This window comes from Arthrobacter oryzae, assembly GCF_030812315.1.
GTDB lineage: Bacteria > Actinomycetota > Actinomycetes > Actinomycetales > Micrococcaceae > Arthrobacter > Arthrobacter oryzae_B.
The window spans coordinates 194219-211513 of the sequence record NZ_JAUSSM010000003.1 but is presented as its reverse complement, the minus strand read 5'-3'; the positions used below and the strand labels follow the sequence as shown (position 1 = coordinate 211513).

The 17295-nt window shown below is 67.2% G+C and carries 14 protein-coding genes; 13 read left to right on the top strand and 1 reads right to left on the bottom strand.

Annotated features, from left to right (window positions below):
- The 12 genes from J2S97_RS07775 (at position 1) to J2S97_RS07720 (ending at position 13769) form a co-directional block, all read left to right on the top strand.
- Positions 1 to 1068 (top strand): ABC transporter permease, encoded by a 1068-nt coding sequence (locus J2S97_RS07775; protein WP_307048113.1) that lies wholly within the window; start codon positions 1 to 3, stop codon positions 1066 to 1068.
- Positions 1065 to 2000, top strand: coding sequence for an ABC transporter ATP-binding protein (locus J2S97_RS07770; RefSeq protein WP_307048112.1), 936 nt, complete (start codon positions 1065 to 1067; stop codon positions 1998 to 2000). Before J2S97_RS07775 ends, J2S97_RS07770 begins: the two co-directional genes overlap by 4 nt.
- Positions 1997 to 3136: an ATP-binding cassette domain-containing protein gene (locus tag J2S97_RS07765; protein ID WP_307048111.1), complete on the top strand. Its 1140-nt coding sequence runs from the start codon at positions 1997 to 1999 to the stop codon at positions 3134 to 3136. Before J2S97_RS07770 ends, J2S97_RS07765 begins: the two co-directional genes overlap by 4 nt.
- Entirely contained in the window at positions 3133 to 4746 is a 1614-nt protein-coding gene (locus J2S97_RS07760) for a glycoside hydrolase family 32 protein (protein WP_307048110.1), read from the top strand. Before J2S97_RS07765 ends, J2S97_RS07760 begins: the two co-directional genes overlap by 4 nt.
- A gap of 168 nt (positions 4747 to 4914) precedes the next feature.
- Positions 4915 to 8655: a GH32 C-terminal domain-containing protein gene (locus tag J2S97_RS07755; protein ID WP_307048109.1), complete on the top strand. Its 3741-nt coding sequence runs from the start codon at positions 4915 to 4917 to the stop codon at positions 8653 to 8655.
- A 395-nt stretch (positions 8656 to 9050) separates the two neighbouring features.
- Positions 9051 to 10646, top strand: coding sequence for a glycoside hydrolase family 68 protein (locus tag J2S97_RS07750; RefSeq protein WP_307048108.1), 1596 nt, complete (start codon positions 9051 to 9053; stop codon positions 10644 to 10646).
- Positions 10647 to 10937: 291 nt separating this feature from the next.
- Complete coding sequence (locus J2S97_RS07745; protein ID WP_307048107.1) at positions 10938 to 11381, top strand: hypothetical protein; 444 nt, start codon at positions 10938 to 10940, stop codon at positions 11379 to 11381.
- 88 nt (positions 11382 to 11469) lie between these two features.
- A complete protein-coding gene (locus tag J2S97_RS07740) occupies positions 11470 to 11931 on the top strand; it encodes an Asp23/Gls24 family envelope stress response protein (RefSeq protein WP_307048106.1) in 462 nt (153 codons plus the stop codon).
- Positions 11928 to 12119 (top strand): hypothetical protein, encoded by a 192-nt coding sequence (locus tag J2S97_RS07735; RefSeq protein ID WP_104173701.1) that lies wholly within the window; start codon positions 11928 to 11930, stop codon positions 12117 to 12119. Before J2S97_RS07740 ends, J2S97_RS07735 begins: the two co-directional genes overlap by 4 nt.
- A complete protein-coding gene (locus J2S97_RS07730; protein ID WP_104173700.1) occupies positions 12116 to 12499 on the top strand; it encodes a hypothetical protein in 384 nt (127 codons plus the stop codon). Before J2S97_RS07735 ends, J2S97_RS07730 begins: the two co-directional genes overlap by 4 nt.
- Positions 12496 to 13161 carry a DUF6286 domain-containing protein gene (locus tag J2S97_RS07725; RefSeq protein WP_373460517.1) on the top strand — a complete coding sequence of 222 codons (666 nt, stop codon included), beginning with the start codon at positions 12496 to 12498 and terminating at the stop codon, positions 13159 to 13161. The genes J2S97_RS07730 and J2S97_RS07725 overlap by 4 nt, the downstream gene beginning before the upstream one ends.
- Positions 13158 to 13769 (top strand): hypothetical protein, encoded by a 612-nt coding sequence (locus J2S97_RS07720; protein ID WP_307048105.1) that lies wholly within the window; start codon positions 13158 to 13160, stop codon positions 13767 to 13769. Before J2S97_RS07725 ends, J2S97_RS07720 begins: the two co-directional genes overlap by 4 nt.
- A 165-nt stretch (positions 13770 to 13934) precedes the next feature.
- On the opposite strand, the gene J2S97_RS07715 is transcribed toward J2S97_RS07720, so the two are convergent.
- Positions 13935 to 15899 carry a glycoside hydrolase family 13 protein gene (locus J2S97_RS07715; protein WP_373460516.1) on the bottom strand — a complete coding sequence of 655 codons (1965 nt, stop codon included), beginning with the start codon at positions 15897 to 15899 and terminating at the stop codon, positions 13935 to 13937.
- 109 nt (positions 15900 to 16008) lie between these two features.
- Here J2S97_RS07715 and J2S97_RS07710 point away from each other — a divergent pair, with 109 nt between their 5' ends.
- Positions 16009 to 17295, top strand: coding sequence for an ABC transporter substrate-binding protein (locus tag J2S97_RS07710; protein WP_307048104.1), 1287 nt, complete (start codon positions 16009 to 16011; stop codon positions 17293 to 17295).

Genomic DNA, 17295 nt, shown 5'->3' with positions numbered 1-17295 from the left:
ATGACCACTTCCATCGCAACCACCGCCTCCTCCGTGTCCGGGGAGACCCTCGCCGGCGGCACGCTTCCCGGCACCCTTGCCGGAAACACTGCAGGAACGCCCGACGGCGGTGCCGGACTCCCTCCCGGAGCCTCCGTCCGCAGGCCCAACCGCAGCCTGCTGCACGGCCTGCTGACCAACAAGAAGGCCATGGTGGGCGCGGCCATCCTGTTCGTCTTCATCGCCCTGGCGCTGCTGGCCCCCGTGCTGTACCCGGACAACCCCTCCAAGATCACCGGCATGGCGTCCCAGGAGCCCGACGCCGAGTTCTGGCTGGGCACCACGGCCAAGGGCCAGGACGTCCTGGCCCTCACCATCCACGGCGCCCGCAGCTCCCTGCTGGTGGGCCTGACCGTGGGCTTCGCCTCCACGTTCATCGGCATCCTGGTGGGCCTGGCCTCGGCCTACTTCGGCAAGTTCATCGACGAGGCACTGTCCCTCACCACCAATGTGTTCCTGCTCCTGCCGGGGCTGCCTCTCCTGGTGATCCTGGCCGCGTTCCTGCCGCCGGGCCTGGGCACAGTCGTCCTGGTCCTGGTGGTCACCGGCTGGGCCGGATCCGCCCGGGTGCTGCGCTCGCAGGCACTGTCCATCCGGTCCAAGGACTTCGTGGCCGCGGCCGTGGTCACGGGTGAACGGCCCCTGCGGATCATGTTCCGCGAAATCCTGCCCAACATGGCCTCCATCGTGATGGGCACGCTCCTGGCCTGCATCATCTACGGCATCGGCGCCCAGGCCGGGCTCGAGTTCCTGGGCCTCGGTGACGTCAGCACGGTCTCGTGGGGCAACAACCTTTACTGGGCCGGCAACGAGGGCGCCCTGCTCACCGGCAGCTGGTGGGTGTTCATCCCCTCCGGCCTGTGCATCGCGCTGGTGGCGTTCTCGCTGTCGCTGATCAACTACGCGGTGGATGAGGTCACGAACCCGCGACTGCGGAAAATACAGGTGAGGAAAATACAGGTGCGGAAGATCAAGAACACCAAGCCCGCGCGCAAGCCTTCAAAACCCGGAAAGCGAGCATCGGCATGACCGTCTCCCAGACCTCCTTCGGGTCGCACGAACCTGTCCTGGAAATCAGGGACCTCACCGTGAAGTACCGCGGCGATACCCGCTCCACCACCGCCGTCGACCGCGTCTCCTTCAGCATCGGGACGGGGGAAATCTTCGGCCTGGCCGGCGAATCCGGCTGCGGTAAATCCACCATCGCCAACGCCATTATGCGGCTCCTCCGGGACCCGGCGGAGATCGCCGGCGGCAGCATCCGCTTCGGCGGCAGGGACGTCCTGGCCATGGGGACCGAAGAGCTGCGCCGCTTCCGCTGGCAGGACGTTGCCATGGTGTTCCAGTCCGCCATGAACTCGCTGAACCCCGTGATGACCATCGGCGACCAGATTGTGGATATCTATACCACCCATGCCGGCTACACCCGGAAGGAGTCGCTGCGGCGGGCAGCCGAATTGCTGGAGCTCGTCCGGATCGATCCCGCCCGGCTGAAGTCCTACCCGCACCAGCTCTCCGGCGGGATGCGGCAGCGCGCCGTCATCGCGATGGCCGTGGCCCTTAAGCCCTCGCTGCTGATCCTGGACGAACCCACCACCGCCCTGGACGTGGTGGTGCAGCAGGAGATCATGGCCCAGATCAAGGAGCTGCAGCGAGAACTGGGCTTCTCCGTCCTGTTCATCACGCACGACATGTCCCTCATGGTTGAGCTCTCGCACCGGATGGCCGTGATGTACGGCGGCCGGATCGTGGAGACCGCCAAAGCCAAGGACATCCACGCCGCGCCACTGCACCCCTACACGCAGGCACTCATGGGCGCCTTCCCTCCGCTCACCGGACCCCGTGTTCCCCTGACGGGCCTGGCCGACGGCGTGAAGTTCAGCAACATCGCCGACCTCCAGGAAGTCTCGCCCGCGCATTTCGTGTCCCCCCTTCCAGTCCTCCAAGGAGCACAGCCATGAGCACCCCGGTTTCAGCACAGGCGGCACCGGCACCGAACGCGCAGGGCCAGGCCAGCGGCGAGGCTCCCGCCCTCGAAGTGAAGGGCCTGGTCAAGGACTTCTCCAGCGGCGGCCTGTTTTCCCGGGCCTCGGTCCGGGCCCTCGGCGGCGTGGACCTCGCCATCAGGAAAGGCGAGATCGTGGCCCTGGTGGGGGAGTCCGGCTCAGGCAAGAGCACCCTGGCCCGCTGCATTGCACGGTTGGAGAAGCCCACCGCTGGCCAGATCCTCCTCAACGGCACGGACGTCCTCAAACGGGACCGCTTCCAGGCATCCAGGGAATACCGGTCGCAGCTGCAGATGGTGTTCCAGGACCCTTTCGGCTCGCTCAACCCGGTCCACCGGATCGAACATTTTCTCACCCGTTCCCTGACCCTCCACGGAAAGGCCGGGACGCCGGAGCAGCTGCGAGGCCGCCTGGATGAGCTGATGACCACCGTGGGACTCACCCCGGACATGCTCAACTCCTACCCGCACGAGCTCTCCGGCGGGCAGCGGCAGCGCGTGGCCATCGCCCGGGCGCTCGCCGTTGAACCCGAAGTGATCCTTGCGGACGAACCCACTTCCATGCTCGACGTTTCCGTGCGGATCGGCATCCTGAACCTGATGCGCCAGCTGCGGGACCGGCAGGGCATCTCGATGCTCTACATCACCCACGACCTCGCGTCCGCGCGCTACCTCGCGGACCGGATCGCCGTGATGTTCGCCGGGGAACTCGTGGAGGAAGGCGAATCGCTGGACCTGCTGGCCAACCCGGCCCACCCCTACACCAGGCTGCTGGTATCGGCCGTGCCGGATCCCGCCCGCACCGGATCCTACGACCCGCACGAACGTGCCGCGCTGCGCGCAGCCGTGATGGAATCGGCGTCGTGCGCGTTCGACGGCGATGCGGAGCAGCGCTGTTCCGCCACCGAACCCGTCCGGCACCGCGTGGGCGATCCCGCCAACGAACACTGGGTGCGCTGCCACCTCTACCGGCCGCCGGCCACAGCGGCAAGCCATGCCTTGTCCGCCGAGCCCCTCGAGCCCGCGCTCCCGACAGCCCACGACGCGTCGCCAACCGACGGATCCCGCACAGAAAACAAGGCTTCCGCATGACCGAACTGACCCACCCCTTGGCCACCGTGCCCCGGGATGAACTCGTGGCACGGGCCGAGGCCGACCCGCACCGGCCGCGCTTCCATTTCGTCTCGCCCGCAGGCTGGCTCAACGACCCCAACGGGGTAAGCCAGTGGAACGGGACCTACCACCTCTTCTACCAGTACAACCCCGAGGGTGCCTTCCACCACCGCATCCTGTGGGGCCACGCCACCAGCACGGACCTGGTCCACTGGACCGACGAGCCCGTGGCGCTGGAGCCTTCCGACGGGCCCGACGCCGACGGCTGCTGGTCCGGTGTGCTGGTGAACGACGGCGGCACGCCCACCCTCGTGTACTCCGGCCGGCATGGCGAGCGCGAACTGCCCTGCGTGGCGGTCGGCTCGCCGGACCTCCTGACCTGGACCAAAGCGCCCGAAAACCCTGTAATTCCGGCGCCGCCGGTCGGTGTGGACATCACCGCCTACCGCGACCACTGCGTCTGGCGGGAGGGCCCGGTCTGGCGCCAGCTCGTGGGGTCCGGAATCCGCGGCCGCGGCGGCACGGCCTTCCTGTACGAGTCCGACGACCTCCGCCGCTGGGAATACATCGGCCCGCTCTTCATCGGCGATGCCGCCTCCGGCGATCCGGCAGCCACGGACTGGCAGGGCACCATGTGGGAGTGCGTCGACCTGTTCCGCGCGGGCGCCGGGACCCTGGGCGGCGCCGGAACCTTGGGCGGCTCCGTGGCAGGGGCGGGCGGCGGTGCGTCGGGTGACCGGACACCGGGCACCGACGTGCTCGTCTTCTCGGCCTGGCACGACGGCGACACCCGCCACCCGCTCTACTGGACCGGCCGCTACGCCGGGGATTCGTACACGCCCCGGGAATTGCACCGGCTGGACTATGGCGGCCGCTATTTCTACGCCCCGCAGTCTTTCGCGGACGACTCCGGGCGCAGGGTCATGTTCGGCTGGCTGCAGGAGGGCCGGGAGGAAGCCGCCATGGTGGAGGCCGGATGGTCGGGCGTGATGAGCCTGCCCCGGGTGGCCACCCTGGGCGTGGACGGGGAGCTGGCTTTCGCTCCCGTGCCGGAGGTGGAGTCGCTGCGCCGCGACCATGTCCGGATCGGTCCGCGCACCGTGGGGGGCAGCGAGGTCCTGTCCGGGGTGTCCGGCAACCAGCTGGACCTTGAACTGGACCTGGAACTGGAGCCCGGCAGCGTTTTCCGGCTGGGTGTGTTGGGGACCGCCACGGCCCCGGGCGACGGAGTCACCGCCGGCCTGGCCGAGGAAACAGTCATCGAGATCGGTTACGACGTCGGCGCCGTCGGCTTCCCGCAGTCCTATGTGCTTCTGGACCGCGCGCGCAGCAGCCTGGACCGGGCCGTGGATGCCGAGGAGAAATCCGGACCGGTGCGGCTGCCCGGCGGCAAGCTGCACCTGCGCGTCCTGGTGGACCGCTCGGCGCTGGAGGTCTTCGCCAACGGGAAACCGCTGACGGCCCGGGCCTATCCGATCCTCGGCGGGGAGGCAGTCCGCATGTCGGCGGCGGGAACGGTCCGGCTGCTGCAGCTGGATGCCTGGCGCATGGACGGCGTCTTCGACGGCCCGCGCCCGCTGTTCCCCTGACACCCTCATCGATTGCTCCGTAACGGCCCTTTTCGGGCTTCGTAACGGCCGTTGCGGAGCACGCCGACAGGGTTCCCTGGCCGGGCTTGCGAGGCGAGGAGGTCGCTGGGGAGCAACCGATGCCCTAAACCCATCCTGAAGCATTTTCCAAGGTCAAAGGCGATCTGAATGTCCAAAAGGTTAGTTGCAGGTTTTACCGCGGCCGCGCTCGGCCTTGGCACCCTGGCTGGAGGTTCCGTCCTGGCCCCGGCCATGCTGGCCCCGCCCGCCCAGGCTGCTCCTGGAACAGGGCTCATTACGCTGGGCAGCAGCACCAGCTCCATGCCGGACGTGGTGCCCGTCAGCGGAAGCTGGACCCGGACGTCGGCCGGCGGCCAGTCCGCCGTCGCCCCGCCGGACCAGAACGCCACGGCCATCAGCGAGCAGCGCATCAGCAGCACTGCGAGGTACACAGCCGACGTATCAGTGGACCCCGGCAGCCCCTACGCCGTGGGAGCCTTGGTGTTCCGCGGCGCGGCCGATGCCAGCAGCGGTTATGCAGCCACCATCGATCCGAACCTGGACAGGGTCCGGCTGTTCGATCTGGCCACCGGCGAGGATGTGGCGCCGTCCGCGGCAGTTCCGCTGGACACCGGGCGGAGCTATGCCGTGGACGTCCATGTGGACGGGCCGCGGATCTATGTGGCGGTGGACGGCGTGGCCCGCATCGATGCCTCGGACCAGCGGTACCAGGACGGCCATGTGGGGCTCCACGCCTTCAACGGCTCAGTGAACTTCAGCCAGCCCCGGGTCCGCACCGTCGACGCCAACGTCAGCGGCTGGCTGACAGACGCTTCCGGCTGGACCGCGACGGCCACCGGATTCCGGGGCGCCGCTCCCGGCGGCGCAAACATCAGGGCCGTCGCCACCGGCCAGTCCCCGCAGGTCACGGATTTCACCGCCGACGTCCAGGTGACCTCGGCCCATGCAGTGGGCTCCGTCCTGTTCCGCACGAACGCGAGCGGAACTGCCGGTTACGCGGCCGAAGCGGACGCCAACGCCGGACGGCTGCGGCTGTACCGGATCGAGGACAACGCCACCCTGGGCAGCTACGCCACAGGCATTACCGTCGGCGCGGTGTACCGGCTGCGGGTGACGGCCGACGGCGGTCAGCTCGCAGTGCGGTGGCAGACGGACCTGATGGACCCGAACGGCTATACCCCGGTTATCACCGCCGTCGACACCGCGCACGGCTCGGGCCACGTGGGCCTGCTCGCCTTCAACGGCGACACCGTCTTCCAGGGCATGACCCTCAAGGGCCTCGACACATCCCTGCAGGGCTGGCGCACGTCCTCGGGCAGTTGGGAGCCGGATGCCCGGGGCATCCATGGTGCAACGGACGGCCTGGCCGCCGGTACGGAAGCTGCACGTTTCGTCCAGGCGGCAGCGTCCGACGTCGTCGCCTCCCTCGACCTGGACGTCGCCGCACCGGCAACGGCCGGCGTTGTGGTCCGGAGCGCGGCCGACGGCACCGGCGGCACCGAGCTCCGGGTGGACCCCGGAGCGGGAACGGTACTCCTGAAAGACCGGGGCACGGGGACCGTCCTTGCCAGCGGGTCCGTGCCGCCGGACAGCTTCGCGGCCGGCCAGCTCAACCGCGTCCAGCTCACCGTCCGGGGTACCGAGGCAACAGCCCTGATCAACGGCGTCCAGGCCGTCTCCGGGCCGGCCGGGACGGCTTCGGGCAGCGGCTTCGGGCTGCGCGTCAGCGGCGGCGGAGCCTACTTCCAGAACGTCCGGGCAGACGACGTGGCCAGCTACATGAACGGCCTCTACCAGCCCGGCTATCACTACAGCCAGAACTCCGGCAACAGCTCCGACCCCAACGGACTGGTCTATTTCGACGGCGAATACCACCTCTTCCATCAGGACCGCGGCCGCTGGGCGCACGCCGTCAGCACCGACCTGCTGCACTGGAAACAGCTGCCCATCGCGTTGCCGCACCTGGCGGCCGGCGAGTCCTGGTCCGGCTCCGCGGTGGTGGATGCGAACGATGCCAGCGGGCTGTTCGACGGCGGCCAGGGCCTGATTGCTTTCTACACGAGCTTCAACCATGACGCCGCCAATGGAAACCAATCCGTGCGGGCCATGTACAGCAAGGACCACGGCCGCACCTGGGAACTCGCGCAGGCCGAGCCCGTGGTGGGGAACCCCGGCGGCCCGGACGGCGGCTGGGACTTCCGGGACCCCAAGGTCACCTGGGACGCGGCGGGCAGCAAGTGGATCATGGTGGTGGCCGCCGGCGACCACCTGCGCTTCCACACCTCCACCGACCTGGTCCACTGGACGTTCACCAGTGCGTTCGGCTACGGCGACTGGGTCCGCGGCGGGGTCTTGGAATGTCCGGACTTTTTTGAATTGCCGGTGGAAGGGCAGCCCGGCGTTAAACGCTGGGTGCTGTGGTGGAGCACGGGTGCCGTCAGGCCCACCAACGGCTCTTCTGCGCAATACGTCACCGGGATGTGGAACGGGACCGCCTTCACCGCGGACACCGGTCCGGAGCAGGTCCTGCAGGCCGATTCCGGCCGCGACTATTACGCGGCCATGAGCTTCTTCGGGGTACCGGACGGCCGGCACATCATGCTCGGCTGGATGAGCAACTGGGACTACCCCTTTAGCCTGCCCACGGGCCGGTGGAACGGGCAGCTGAGCGTCCCGCGCCAGCTCAGCCTCAAGGACGTTCCGGGTGCAGGACTCCGGCTTGGACAGGAACCGGTGGCCGAGCTGGCCGGCCAGAGGACGTCCACGTGGCAGGCGTCCGACGTTACCGTCACGCCCACATCGGCCAATCCGCTGGCTGCCGCCGCCGGGCGGTCCTTCGAGCTGGAGGCCGAGGTTGCGATCCCGTCCTCCGGCGGTGCCTCGGCGTTCACCTTCGGGCTCCGGAAAGGCACGGCAGGCGGCACCGTCGGCGGCACTGCCCAGGAAACGCTGCTCCGCTATGCGACAGGCGCCGGCACCATGACGCTGGACCGCGGACAGTCCGGCAGAGCGGACTTCACCCGGTATTTCGCAGGTGCGGCGGCGGACAACTCCAGCACGGCGTGGAGTTCCGAAACTGTGGCAGCGTCCGGGGGCGGCACTGAGCGGCGGGTGAAGCTGAGGGCGCTGGTGGATTCATCCTCGGTTGAAGTCTTCGGCGGCGACGGCACGGCAGCCATTACCTCCCTGGTCTTCCCGGATGCGACCTCCACAGGGCTGTCCTTCAGCACAAGCGGCGGTGATGCCCGGCTGGTCTCCGCCAAAGTCCATCAGCTGGCGGACACGGCGCGCCTCACCGCAGCGCCGCCGTCGGCTGTCCTTCCCGCAGCAACCGGCACCGCGCGGCACAACCTCGGTTCCTACTCGGTGGTGCCCGGCGGCCGCTGGGAAAGCACGGGAGCAGGGCTGGCCGGCATATTCGACAAGGACTCCACCGTCATGAGCGCGGCCACCTACTTGGATGTCCGAGTGGCTGCCACCGTGCGTTTCGGGGGTGTGCCCTACGCCGGGGCCATGCGCAGCAGCGACCAAGTGCCAGGTCGGGGCTACGGCGGCGCCGGTTCGGTGCTCCTGCGGGCCTCGGCCGACGGCTCCACGGCGTACTACGTCAACCTGGACCCTAACCTGCGGCTGGTGCGGATCTTCAAGATCCAGGACGGCGTCTTCAATCCCGCCAGTAGTGTCCTGGCGAGTGTGCCGCTGCTGCTCAGCCACGGCGTCAGCTACAGCCTGGAGGCCCAGGCGGCAGGGGAGAGGCTGACAGTAAAGCTCGACGACGCCGAAATCCTGGCCGTCGATGACGCTTCCCTGACCTCCGGAAAGGTGGGACTGAACGTGTTCGACGGCCGGGCAGCGTATCAGGATGTGCTGGTGACAGGCTCCGGATGAGCGTGCTCCAAGCTGCGGAGGAAAGTGAACGCGGGATGATCGGAGGGTGACATTTCACACTAAATCAGATTTATGATGCAACATTTGACTCACAAAATCCGCTGTGGCACGCGCGCGCAATGGGCAATGTAAGCGCTTGCACAAATGGAGCGAAACTCGGTTTTTGGCGGCCCGAAACACGGTTTGATAAGCAGGCCGCGGCCCACCTAGCGTGGAAACCGGCGCCGGAAGAGATCATCTTCCGGGTCGCCTCCCGGGGCACTACCCAAGCCCCGGACCCCTCGACACAAAGGCGTCCCCGATGACGCCTGCGCGTTGTCGGGAACGCCGGAGTTTCGGGAAAGGGCATATGCCCGTCTTCCACGAATGGTCTTACTCCGCGAGAAGAGCAAAAAATGCACAAGCACCCCAACACACCCCGGATGCTGCGGTGGCGCCCCGCCGCCGCAGCACTGGCAGCGGCCGTGGCGGCCTCTGCCTTCCTTGCGGTTCCGTCGGCCCAGGCCAACGAACCCGCGGACCCGCCCGCCGCTGAGCAGATGCCTGCCCCCACCCCCGGCTTCCCGCTGCCCACCGATCACAGCCAGAAGGCCTATGACCCGGCGGCGGACTTCACCTCGAAGTGGACCCGCGCCGACGCCAAGCAGATCATGGCGCAGAGCGATTCCACGGTAACGCCCGGCCAGAACTCCATGAGCCCCGACGTCACCATGCCGGAAATCCCCGAGGATTTCCCCGCCATGAACGACGACGTCTGGGTCTGGGACACTTGGTCGCTGACTGACGAGAACGCCAACCAGATCAGCTACAAGGGCTACGACGTCATCTTCTCCCTGGTCGCCGACCGGCACGCCGGCTACGGTTTCGACCAGCGCCACTGGAACGCCCGGATCGGTTACTTCTTCCGCAAGACCAACGCCGACCCGGCCAAGGACAAGTGGAACTACGGCGGACACTTGTTCCTGGACAACACCTCCATCGGCAACACCGAATGGTCCGGCTCCACCCGCCTGATGCAGGGCAACCAGGTCAACGTGTTCTACACGGCCACCACGTTCTACGACGTTGCCGAGCGCAACGCCGGAGGCGGCGGCATCGCGCCGGACGCGGCCATCGCCAAAGCGCTGGGCAAGATCCACGCCGACGAGAACGGCGTGACGTTCGACGGCTTCAAGCACACCAAGCTGCTTGAGCCGGACGGCAAGATGTACCAGAACAAGGCCCAGAACCCGGGCTTCGCCTTCCGCGACCCCTACACGTTCGCTGACCCGGCCCACCCGGGCAAGACCTTCATGGTCTTCGAAGGCAACACCGGCGGTACCCGCGGCGAATACGAGTGCAAGCCCGAGGACCTGGGTTACAAGCCCGGCGACCCCAACGCCGAGAACCTCAACGAGGTCAACAGCAGCGGCGCCTACTACCAGACCGCCAACGTCGGGCTGGCCGTGGCGGACAACAAGGACCTGACCAAGTGGTCCTTCCTGCCGCCGATCCTCTCCGCCAACTGCGTGAACGACCAGACCGAGCGTCCGCAGATCTTCATCCAGAACGAAGGCGGCAAGAACAAGTACTACCTGTTCACCATCAGCCACCAGTTCACCTACGCAGCCGGTATGCGCGGACCGGACGGTGTCTACGGCTTCGTCGGCGACGGCGTCCGTTCCGATTACCAGCCGATGAACAACAGCGGCCTGGCCCTGGGCTCGCCGACGGACCTCAACCTTCCGTCCGAGTCCCCGGAGGCACCCACCCCGAACCAGAACGGCCGCCAGTTCCAGGCCTACTCGCACTACGTGCAGCCGGGCGGCCTGGTGCAGTCCTTCATCGACAACGTGAACGGCGTCCGCGGCGGCTCACTCTCGCCCACCGTGAAGATCAACTTCCGTGACGGCGTTTCGCAGGTGGACCGCAGCTTCGGCCAGAACGGCCTCGGCCCGTTCGGCTACCTGCCCACCAACGTCAAAGTTGGCGGCGAAGGCCTCTACAAGTAGCCCTCACCGGGGTACTCAACATCCGCAGTAGCAAACAGGGGCGTCCGGAACCATCCGGACGCCCCTGTTCCTTTTTGTGCTCCCTTATATATACGGAGACATGTGCGGATATATACGGAGGGATGTGCGGCAGAACGGGGTGGCTTCCTCGTTCAAGGGGGAGCTTCCGTAGCCCCCGCTTGGAATCCCGCACGTCATCCGGGCTAGACTCGCACGCCGGGGACAGAACGCCAATGCCGCCAGCTGCCGGAAACGGAGCGGGCGGCGCAATCTCAACCAGAAATGTGACCTTTGAAAAACCTTTCACGCCCTCTGACCGCAGCCGCCCTCTTCGCCGCACTGGCACTCACCGCGTGCTCCGCACCGGAAACCGGCAGCGCGCCGTCGTCGTCCGCTCCCGCAACCGCCGCGGCAACGCCGACCCCTAGCAAGAGCTCCGGGCCGTTCGGGGACTTTCCTTCCGCGGCGGAGGCGTGCACCACCATCTCCCAGCAGGCAACCGGCGCCTCGCTGTTCCCGCTCTCGGCAGCACAGGGCAAAACGGCGGAACTTGAACAGCTGAAAACGTCGCTCAGCGAGACCGCCGAACGCGTTCCGGACGACCTCAAGGCCGATTTCGCCAACCTCAATGACGTGGCCGTCGCCGGGCTGAGCGACCAGACGGTGTACTCGAGCGGAAAGTTCGACGCCGCCATGACCCCGGTCACCGCCTGGCTCGCCGCCAACTGCAAGTAGCGGATTTCGGCTTAGCAATTTCCACTGGCGTTCAGTCGCTTGCCGCGGCCAAGGGATAGGGTGGTGTTCAAGAGAAGGGGAGTGCCTGATGGAATACCAGAACCCACATCCCGCGCCGGGGGCCCACGTTGAACCAGGCAGTGCGCTGACGGCCGGCACCGGACGCACGATCATTTCCGAAACGGCAGTTGCCAAGGTAGCCGGCATTGCCGCCCGCGCCGTGCCGGGAGTCTATTCGCTCGGCACCGGGCCGTCCCGTGCCCTCGGGGCCATCCGGGATGCCGTCGGCAGTTCGGACCATGCCGCCGGCGTCCACGCGGAAGTTGGCGAGACGCAGGTAGCAGTGGACATCAACCTCGTCGCCGTCTACGGGACGCCGCTGCACTCCCTGGCGGACCAGGTCCGTGCCGCTGTCTATACGGCCGTGGAAGAGCTCGTGGGCCTGCAGGTCATCGAGGTCAATGTGGAGATCAACGACGTCTACGTGGCAGGTCCGGCAAAGCCCGGGCTGCCAGTGGAAGCCCGGACTGAAAGGGAGGCCATCCAGTGAACCTGACCGTGGTGGGAATTGCAGTGGGCGCCTTCGTGGCCTTTATGTCCTTTCAGTTCGGCGTCTGGGGCTTCCTGGTTTCGCTGCTTTTCATGGGAATCGGTGCCCTTCTTGGCCGCGCCGCAGAAGGGAAACTTGACCTGCGCAGCGTGTTCGATGCCATCACAGGCCGGCGCTCGTCCTCATGAGCAGCGCGGCCGGAACCGTGGCCGGTGGCTCCGTGATGGCCGGACACAACCGCATCAGTACGCAGGCGCTCACGAGCCTTGCCCGGGCCGCCGCAGCTGAGGCCCTGGGGGTCCCGGCGCACGACGTCCGGGCTGACTGGTCCGACGACGACGGGCTGCTGGCCTTGTCGCTCGTCCTGCCTATCAGGATCCCGCCATTGACAACGGTCCTGCGCGATCCCGGCCGCGTCGCCGGGTTCGGCGGGTCCATCTGGGAGCGCGCCGTTGCGGCAAAAGCCGTGATCCTGCACCGCGTTGCGGAGCTCAGCGGGGCGCAGCTGAGCAGGGTCGACATCCGGATCAGCGGCGCCGCCATCAGCGAAGGGGGAAGGGTCCAGTGAACAACGCGACGGACGTCCGCTCAAAGGGCAGCCACGCAGCGGGACACGGCGCGGATGCCGTCAATGCCGGCGCTGCCGCGGATTCCCGGGGTGCCGGGATGCGCCGGATCCTGGACCGCGAAACGCGCTCTTCCCGGGCCGGAGTGTCCGGCATCGCCGCGGTCCTGGTGGTGGCGCTGTGCGGCTACGGACTCCTCGAAGCCGCCGTGCGTGCCGTCGGGCAGCCGCCGTGGCTCATTGATCCGGAGACTGCGGCGGAGCGCATCATCGCGCTCCCGCAGGGCATATCGCCCCTGCTGCTCGGCGTCATCGGAGCCTTTACGGCCATGGTGGGGCTGTTCTTCTTCCTCAATGCGGTGCTGCCAGGCCGGCGGGCCAGGCATCTGCTCTCGGACCCGCGTGCCGGAGTGGTGGTTGACGACGAAGTGATCGCCTCAGCGCTTGCCCGCCGTGCCAGGCTCGCTGCGAACGTCACCCAGGAACAGGTGATGGTGGTGGTCTCACAACGGCAGGTGACGGTCAACGTGCGTCCCACGTCCGGGGTGCCGGTCAGTGAAAATGCCGTCCTGGCGTCGGTGCTGGAGGAACTGCGGGAAATGTCTCCCGCTCCAATGCCCGAAGTGCGCGTCAGCGTGGCCACGTCCGGGGTGATCGGGGCATGAACAACACCCCCAGAGTCTTGAACCGGATCCTGATCGGGATCCTGGGCCTGAATCTTCTGGTCATTGGACTGCTGCTGGTCCTGCTGGCCACCGTGCCGGCCGTGGGTCCGTGGTGGCAGCAGTGGTCCGCCGGCGTGTGGAGCGGGATGAGCCAGCTGTTTCAGCGCACCGGCATTCCCGGCCGTGAAGAAAGCTGGCTGTGGGCCGTGATCGCGCTGGTGCTGGCCCTGGTCATCGCCGCGATGGTCGCATGGGTAGCGCAACAGGGCAAAGGCCGCTCCGGCCTGATTGTCGCCGAGGATGACGCCGGCGATTTCCCCGGCAATGTGCGGATCGGCAGCGGCGTTGCCGAGCAGGCGCTGCGGGCGGCATTGGCCGGGCGGCAGGACCTTGCCGGTGCCACAGTCGCCACCTACGAGATCCGCGGTGAGCCCGCATTGAAAATCCGGCTGCAGCCGCGCCACGGCGTGGCCCCGCACCTCCTCGCAGCGGATGTTTCGGCCCTCGTGGAAGCTTTGGACGCCGTGGTCGGCAAACGCACGCCCGTGCTGATCCACATTGGCGCCGGCGCCCGCTCACGGTTCAGCCGGGCCGAACGCGTCCGCTGACACCCGGCGGCTGGTCCGGGCGACTGGTCCCCCGCGACTGAGTCCGAACACACCGCAGGGGCCAAACGGAGCAGAACCGAAACCACACAACCCGAACACCGCAGGGGCGCTGTCTTTCCTTCCGGAAGGCAGCGCCCCTGTCCCGTTGTGCGGTAGGCGTGCGCTTTAGTCGGCGAGAAGGTACGCGGCGGAGTTCGGCGCCAGTTTCCGTGCGCCGCCCCGGTCCGTCCCCGATTCGGCGTCGCCGCCTGTCACGGCTTCCGGCATGCTGGCCAGAACGACCCGGTACCCGTCCGGCAGCGGGGCTGCAGCGATTCCCATGTTGGCGATCACCAGGACCGCCCCGTTATGGAAAGCGAGCACACCGTCCGCGGGCTCGTGCGAATCTGCCCAGCCGAAGCTCCCGGCGCCCAGGCGGTGTTCGCGGCGGAGAGCCAGGGCGGCGCGGTACAGCTCAAGGGTGGAACCGGCGACGCCGTCCTGACGGTCCGCGGCCAACGCACCGAATGACTCGGGCTGGGGGAGCCAGGGGGCGGCAGGAGCGTGGCGTGCCCCGGATGTGGTGCCCTCATAACCTGCGCCGTCAGCAGCGGTGAACGCGGACGCGAATCCGTAACCCGGTTCCTCGGACTTCCACGGGAGCGGTACCCGGCAGCCGTCGCGTCCGCGTTCCACCCCGTTGGTCCGGAAGAACGTGGGGTCCTGGCGGGCTTCGGCCGGGACCGCGGTGTGCTCGGGAAGGCCCAGTTCCTCGCCCTGGTACAGGTAGGCCGAGCCGGGGAGGGCGAGCGACACCATGGTGGCGGCCCGGGCACGTGCCAGCCCCAGCCCGGCGTCGGGCTGTTCATCCTCGGCGGCGATACCCTTCGGGAACGTGGTGGGATCCTTCAGCCCGAAGCGCGTGGTGTGCCGGACGGTGTCGTGGTTGCTGAGAACCCACGTAGTGGTGGCCCCCACCGTGGCGGCAGCGCGCAGCGAATCCTCAATGGCCATCGCAGTCCGGGCGGCATCCCAGCCGGCCAGCAGGAAGTCGAAGTTGAAAGCCTGCTGCATTTCATCCGGCCGGACATACCGGGCCAGCCGCTCGGCCGGCTCCACCCAGGCTTCGGCCACCAGCATCCGGTCGCCGTCGTAGTCGGCCAGCACCCGGTTCCAGTCTCGGTAAATGTCGTGGACACCGTCCTGGTCAAAGAACGGCGACGGGGGATACAGCGGTGAGACCGGCTGGTGCCCGTCACCCCCGGCGGCACCGGCGATGTCGGTGGCAACACTCCCGGCAGCGGCAGCGCTCCCGGCAGCGGCACCGGCAGCGTGGGCGCGGTGCGGTTCCTCCGCTTCGGTATGTCCGCCTGGGGCATCGCCGGGCACTTCGGTGGCCCCTTCCACCATGGCCGCGGAGCCTTCCCAGTCAGGCAGTCCCGCTTCCTTGACCATGCCGTGGGCCACGTCCACGCGGAAGCCGTCCACGCCGCGGTCCAGCCAGAACCGCAGCACCGAGCGCATTTCCTCCTTGACCTCGGCGTTGTCCCAGTTCAGGTCCGGCTGCTTGGTGTCGAACAGGTGCAGATACCATTCGCCGGGCCTTCCGTCGGCCTCCGTGACGCGGGTCCAAGCGGGGCCGCCAAAGATGGACTTCCAATTGTTCGGTGCCAGGCCGCCGTCGCCGGAACCGGGAACCGAATCCTTTCCAGGGCGGAACATGTACCGGTCCCGTTCGCGGGACCCCGGGGCTGCCGCAAGGGCATCTTGGAACCAGACGTGTTCGTCCGAGGTGTGGTTGGGGACCAGGTCAACGATCACCTTGAGCCCCAGGCCGTGAGCTTTCTGCAACATTTCATCGAAGTCCGGCAGGGAGCCGAACAGCGGGTCCACTTCGCGGTAGTCGGCAACGTCGTACCCTGCATCGGCCTGCGGTGATTTGTAGAAGGGGGACAGCCAGACGGCATCAACCCCGAGCCTGTGCAAATGGTCCAAATGCGCCGTTACACCGCGGAGATCGCCCATCCCGTCCCCGTTCGCGTCGGCGAAGGACCGGGGATAGACCTGGTAAACAACGGCGCTGGCCCACCAGGCCTGGATGGACGAGCCGGCAGTGGGGACTGGGCTGTGTGCCACAGATATCCTTTCCATAAACTTCGGTGTAAACGCTTGCATTTCTCACCGCAACGTTACTAGTGTGATGGGCACCACTTCAACCGCACCGCCGATTTGCTTGTCACTCAGCGAGGAGTCCCCTTTTATGAAAACCCCTAAGTTCCTACTGCCGGCCGCAGCCGCCGGTGTTCTGGCATTAACGCTCTCTGCCTGCGGTGGCGGAGGCGGCACCACGGGCGGCGGAGGCGGCGGCGACGCCGAACAAGGCCTCGACGGCCGCGGCCCCATCACCTACGTCCAGGGCAAGGACAACAGCAACGTCGTCCGCCCGCTGGTCGAAAAGTGGAATGCGGCCCACCCGGATGAGAAGGTCACCTTCAAGGAGCAGACCGACCAGGCCGACCAGCAGCACGACGACCTGGTCCAGAACTACCAGGCAAAGAACCCCAACTACGACGTCGCCAGTGTCGACGTCGTGTGGACCGCTGAATTCGCAGCCAAGGGCTGGCTCCAGCCGCTCAAGGACAAGATGGCGGTGGACACGGCAGGCATGCTGACACCCACCGTCGAAGCCGGTTCCTATAAGGGCACCCTGTACGCGGCACCGGTTTCCTCTGACGGCGGCATCCTCTACTACCGCAAGGACCTTGTTCCCACGGCACCCACCACCTGGGCCGAAATGATGGAGATGTGCTCCATCGCCAAGGCCAACAACATCGGCTGCTACTCGGGCCAGTACAAGCAGTACGAAGGCCTTACGGTCAACGCGTCCGAGGCCATCAACTCCTTCGGCGGCTCCGTCCTGGACAAGGACGGCAAGCCCAGCCTCAACACGCCCGAGGCCAAGGAAGGCCTTGAGAACCTCGTGAAGGCCTTCGCCGACGGCAACATCCCGAAGGAAGCCATCACCTACCAGGAAGAGGAAAGCCGCCGCGCATTCCAGGACGGCAACCTGCTCTTCCACCGCAACTGGCCGTACGTCTACAACCTGGCCACCACTGAAGGATCCTCAAAGGTCAAGGACGTTCTCGGCATGACGGCCCTCCCGGGCAAGGACGGCCCCGGCGCCTCGTCACTGGGCGGCCACAGCGCAGCCATCAGCGTGTACTCGAAGAACAAGGCCACGGCCCACGACTTCGTAAAGTTCCTGGTCGAAGAAGAGCAGCAGAAGTTCTTCGCAACCCAGGGCTCGCTGGCCCCCGTGCTCGGCGACCTGTACGAGGACCAGGAACTCGTTGCCAAGCTGCCGTACCTGCCGGTGCTGAAGACTTCCATCGAGAATGCCGTGCCGCGTCCGGTCACGCCGTTCTACCCGGCGGTCACCCAGGCCATCCAGGAAAACTCCTACGCAGCACTCAAGGGCGAAAAGTCGGTGGAACAGGCTCTGTCTGACATGCAGAAGTCCATCGAAACCGCCGGTGCGGGATCGTAG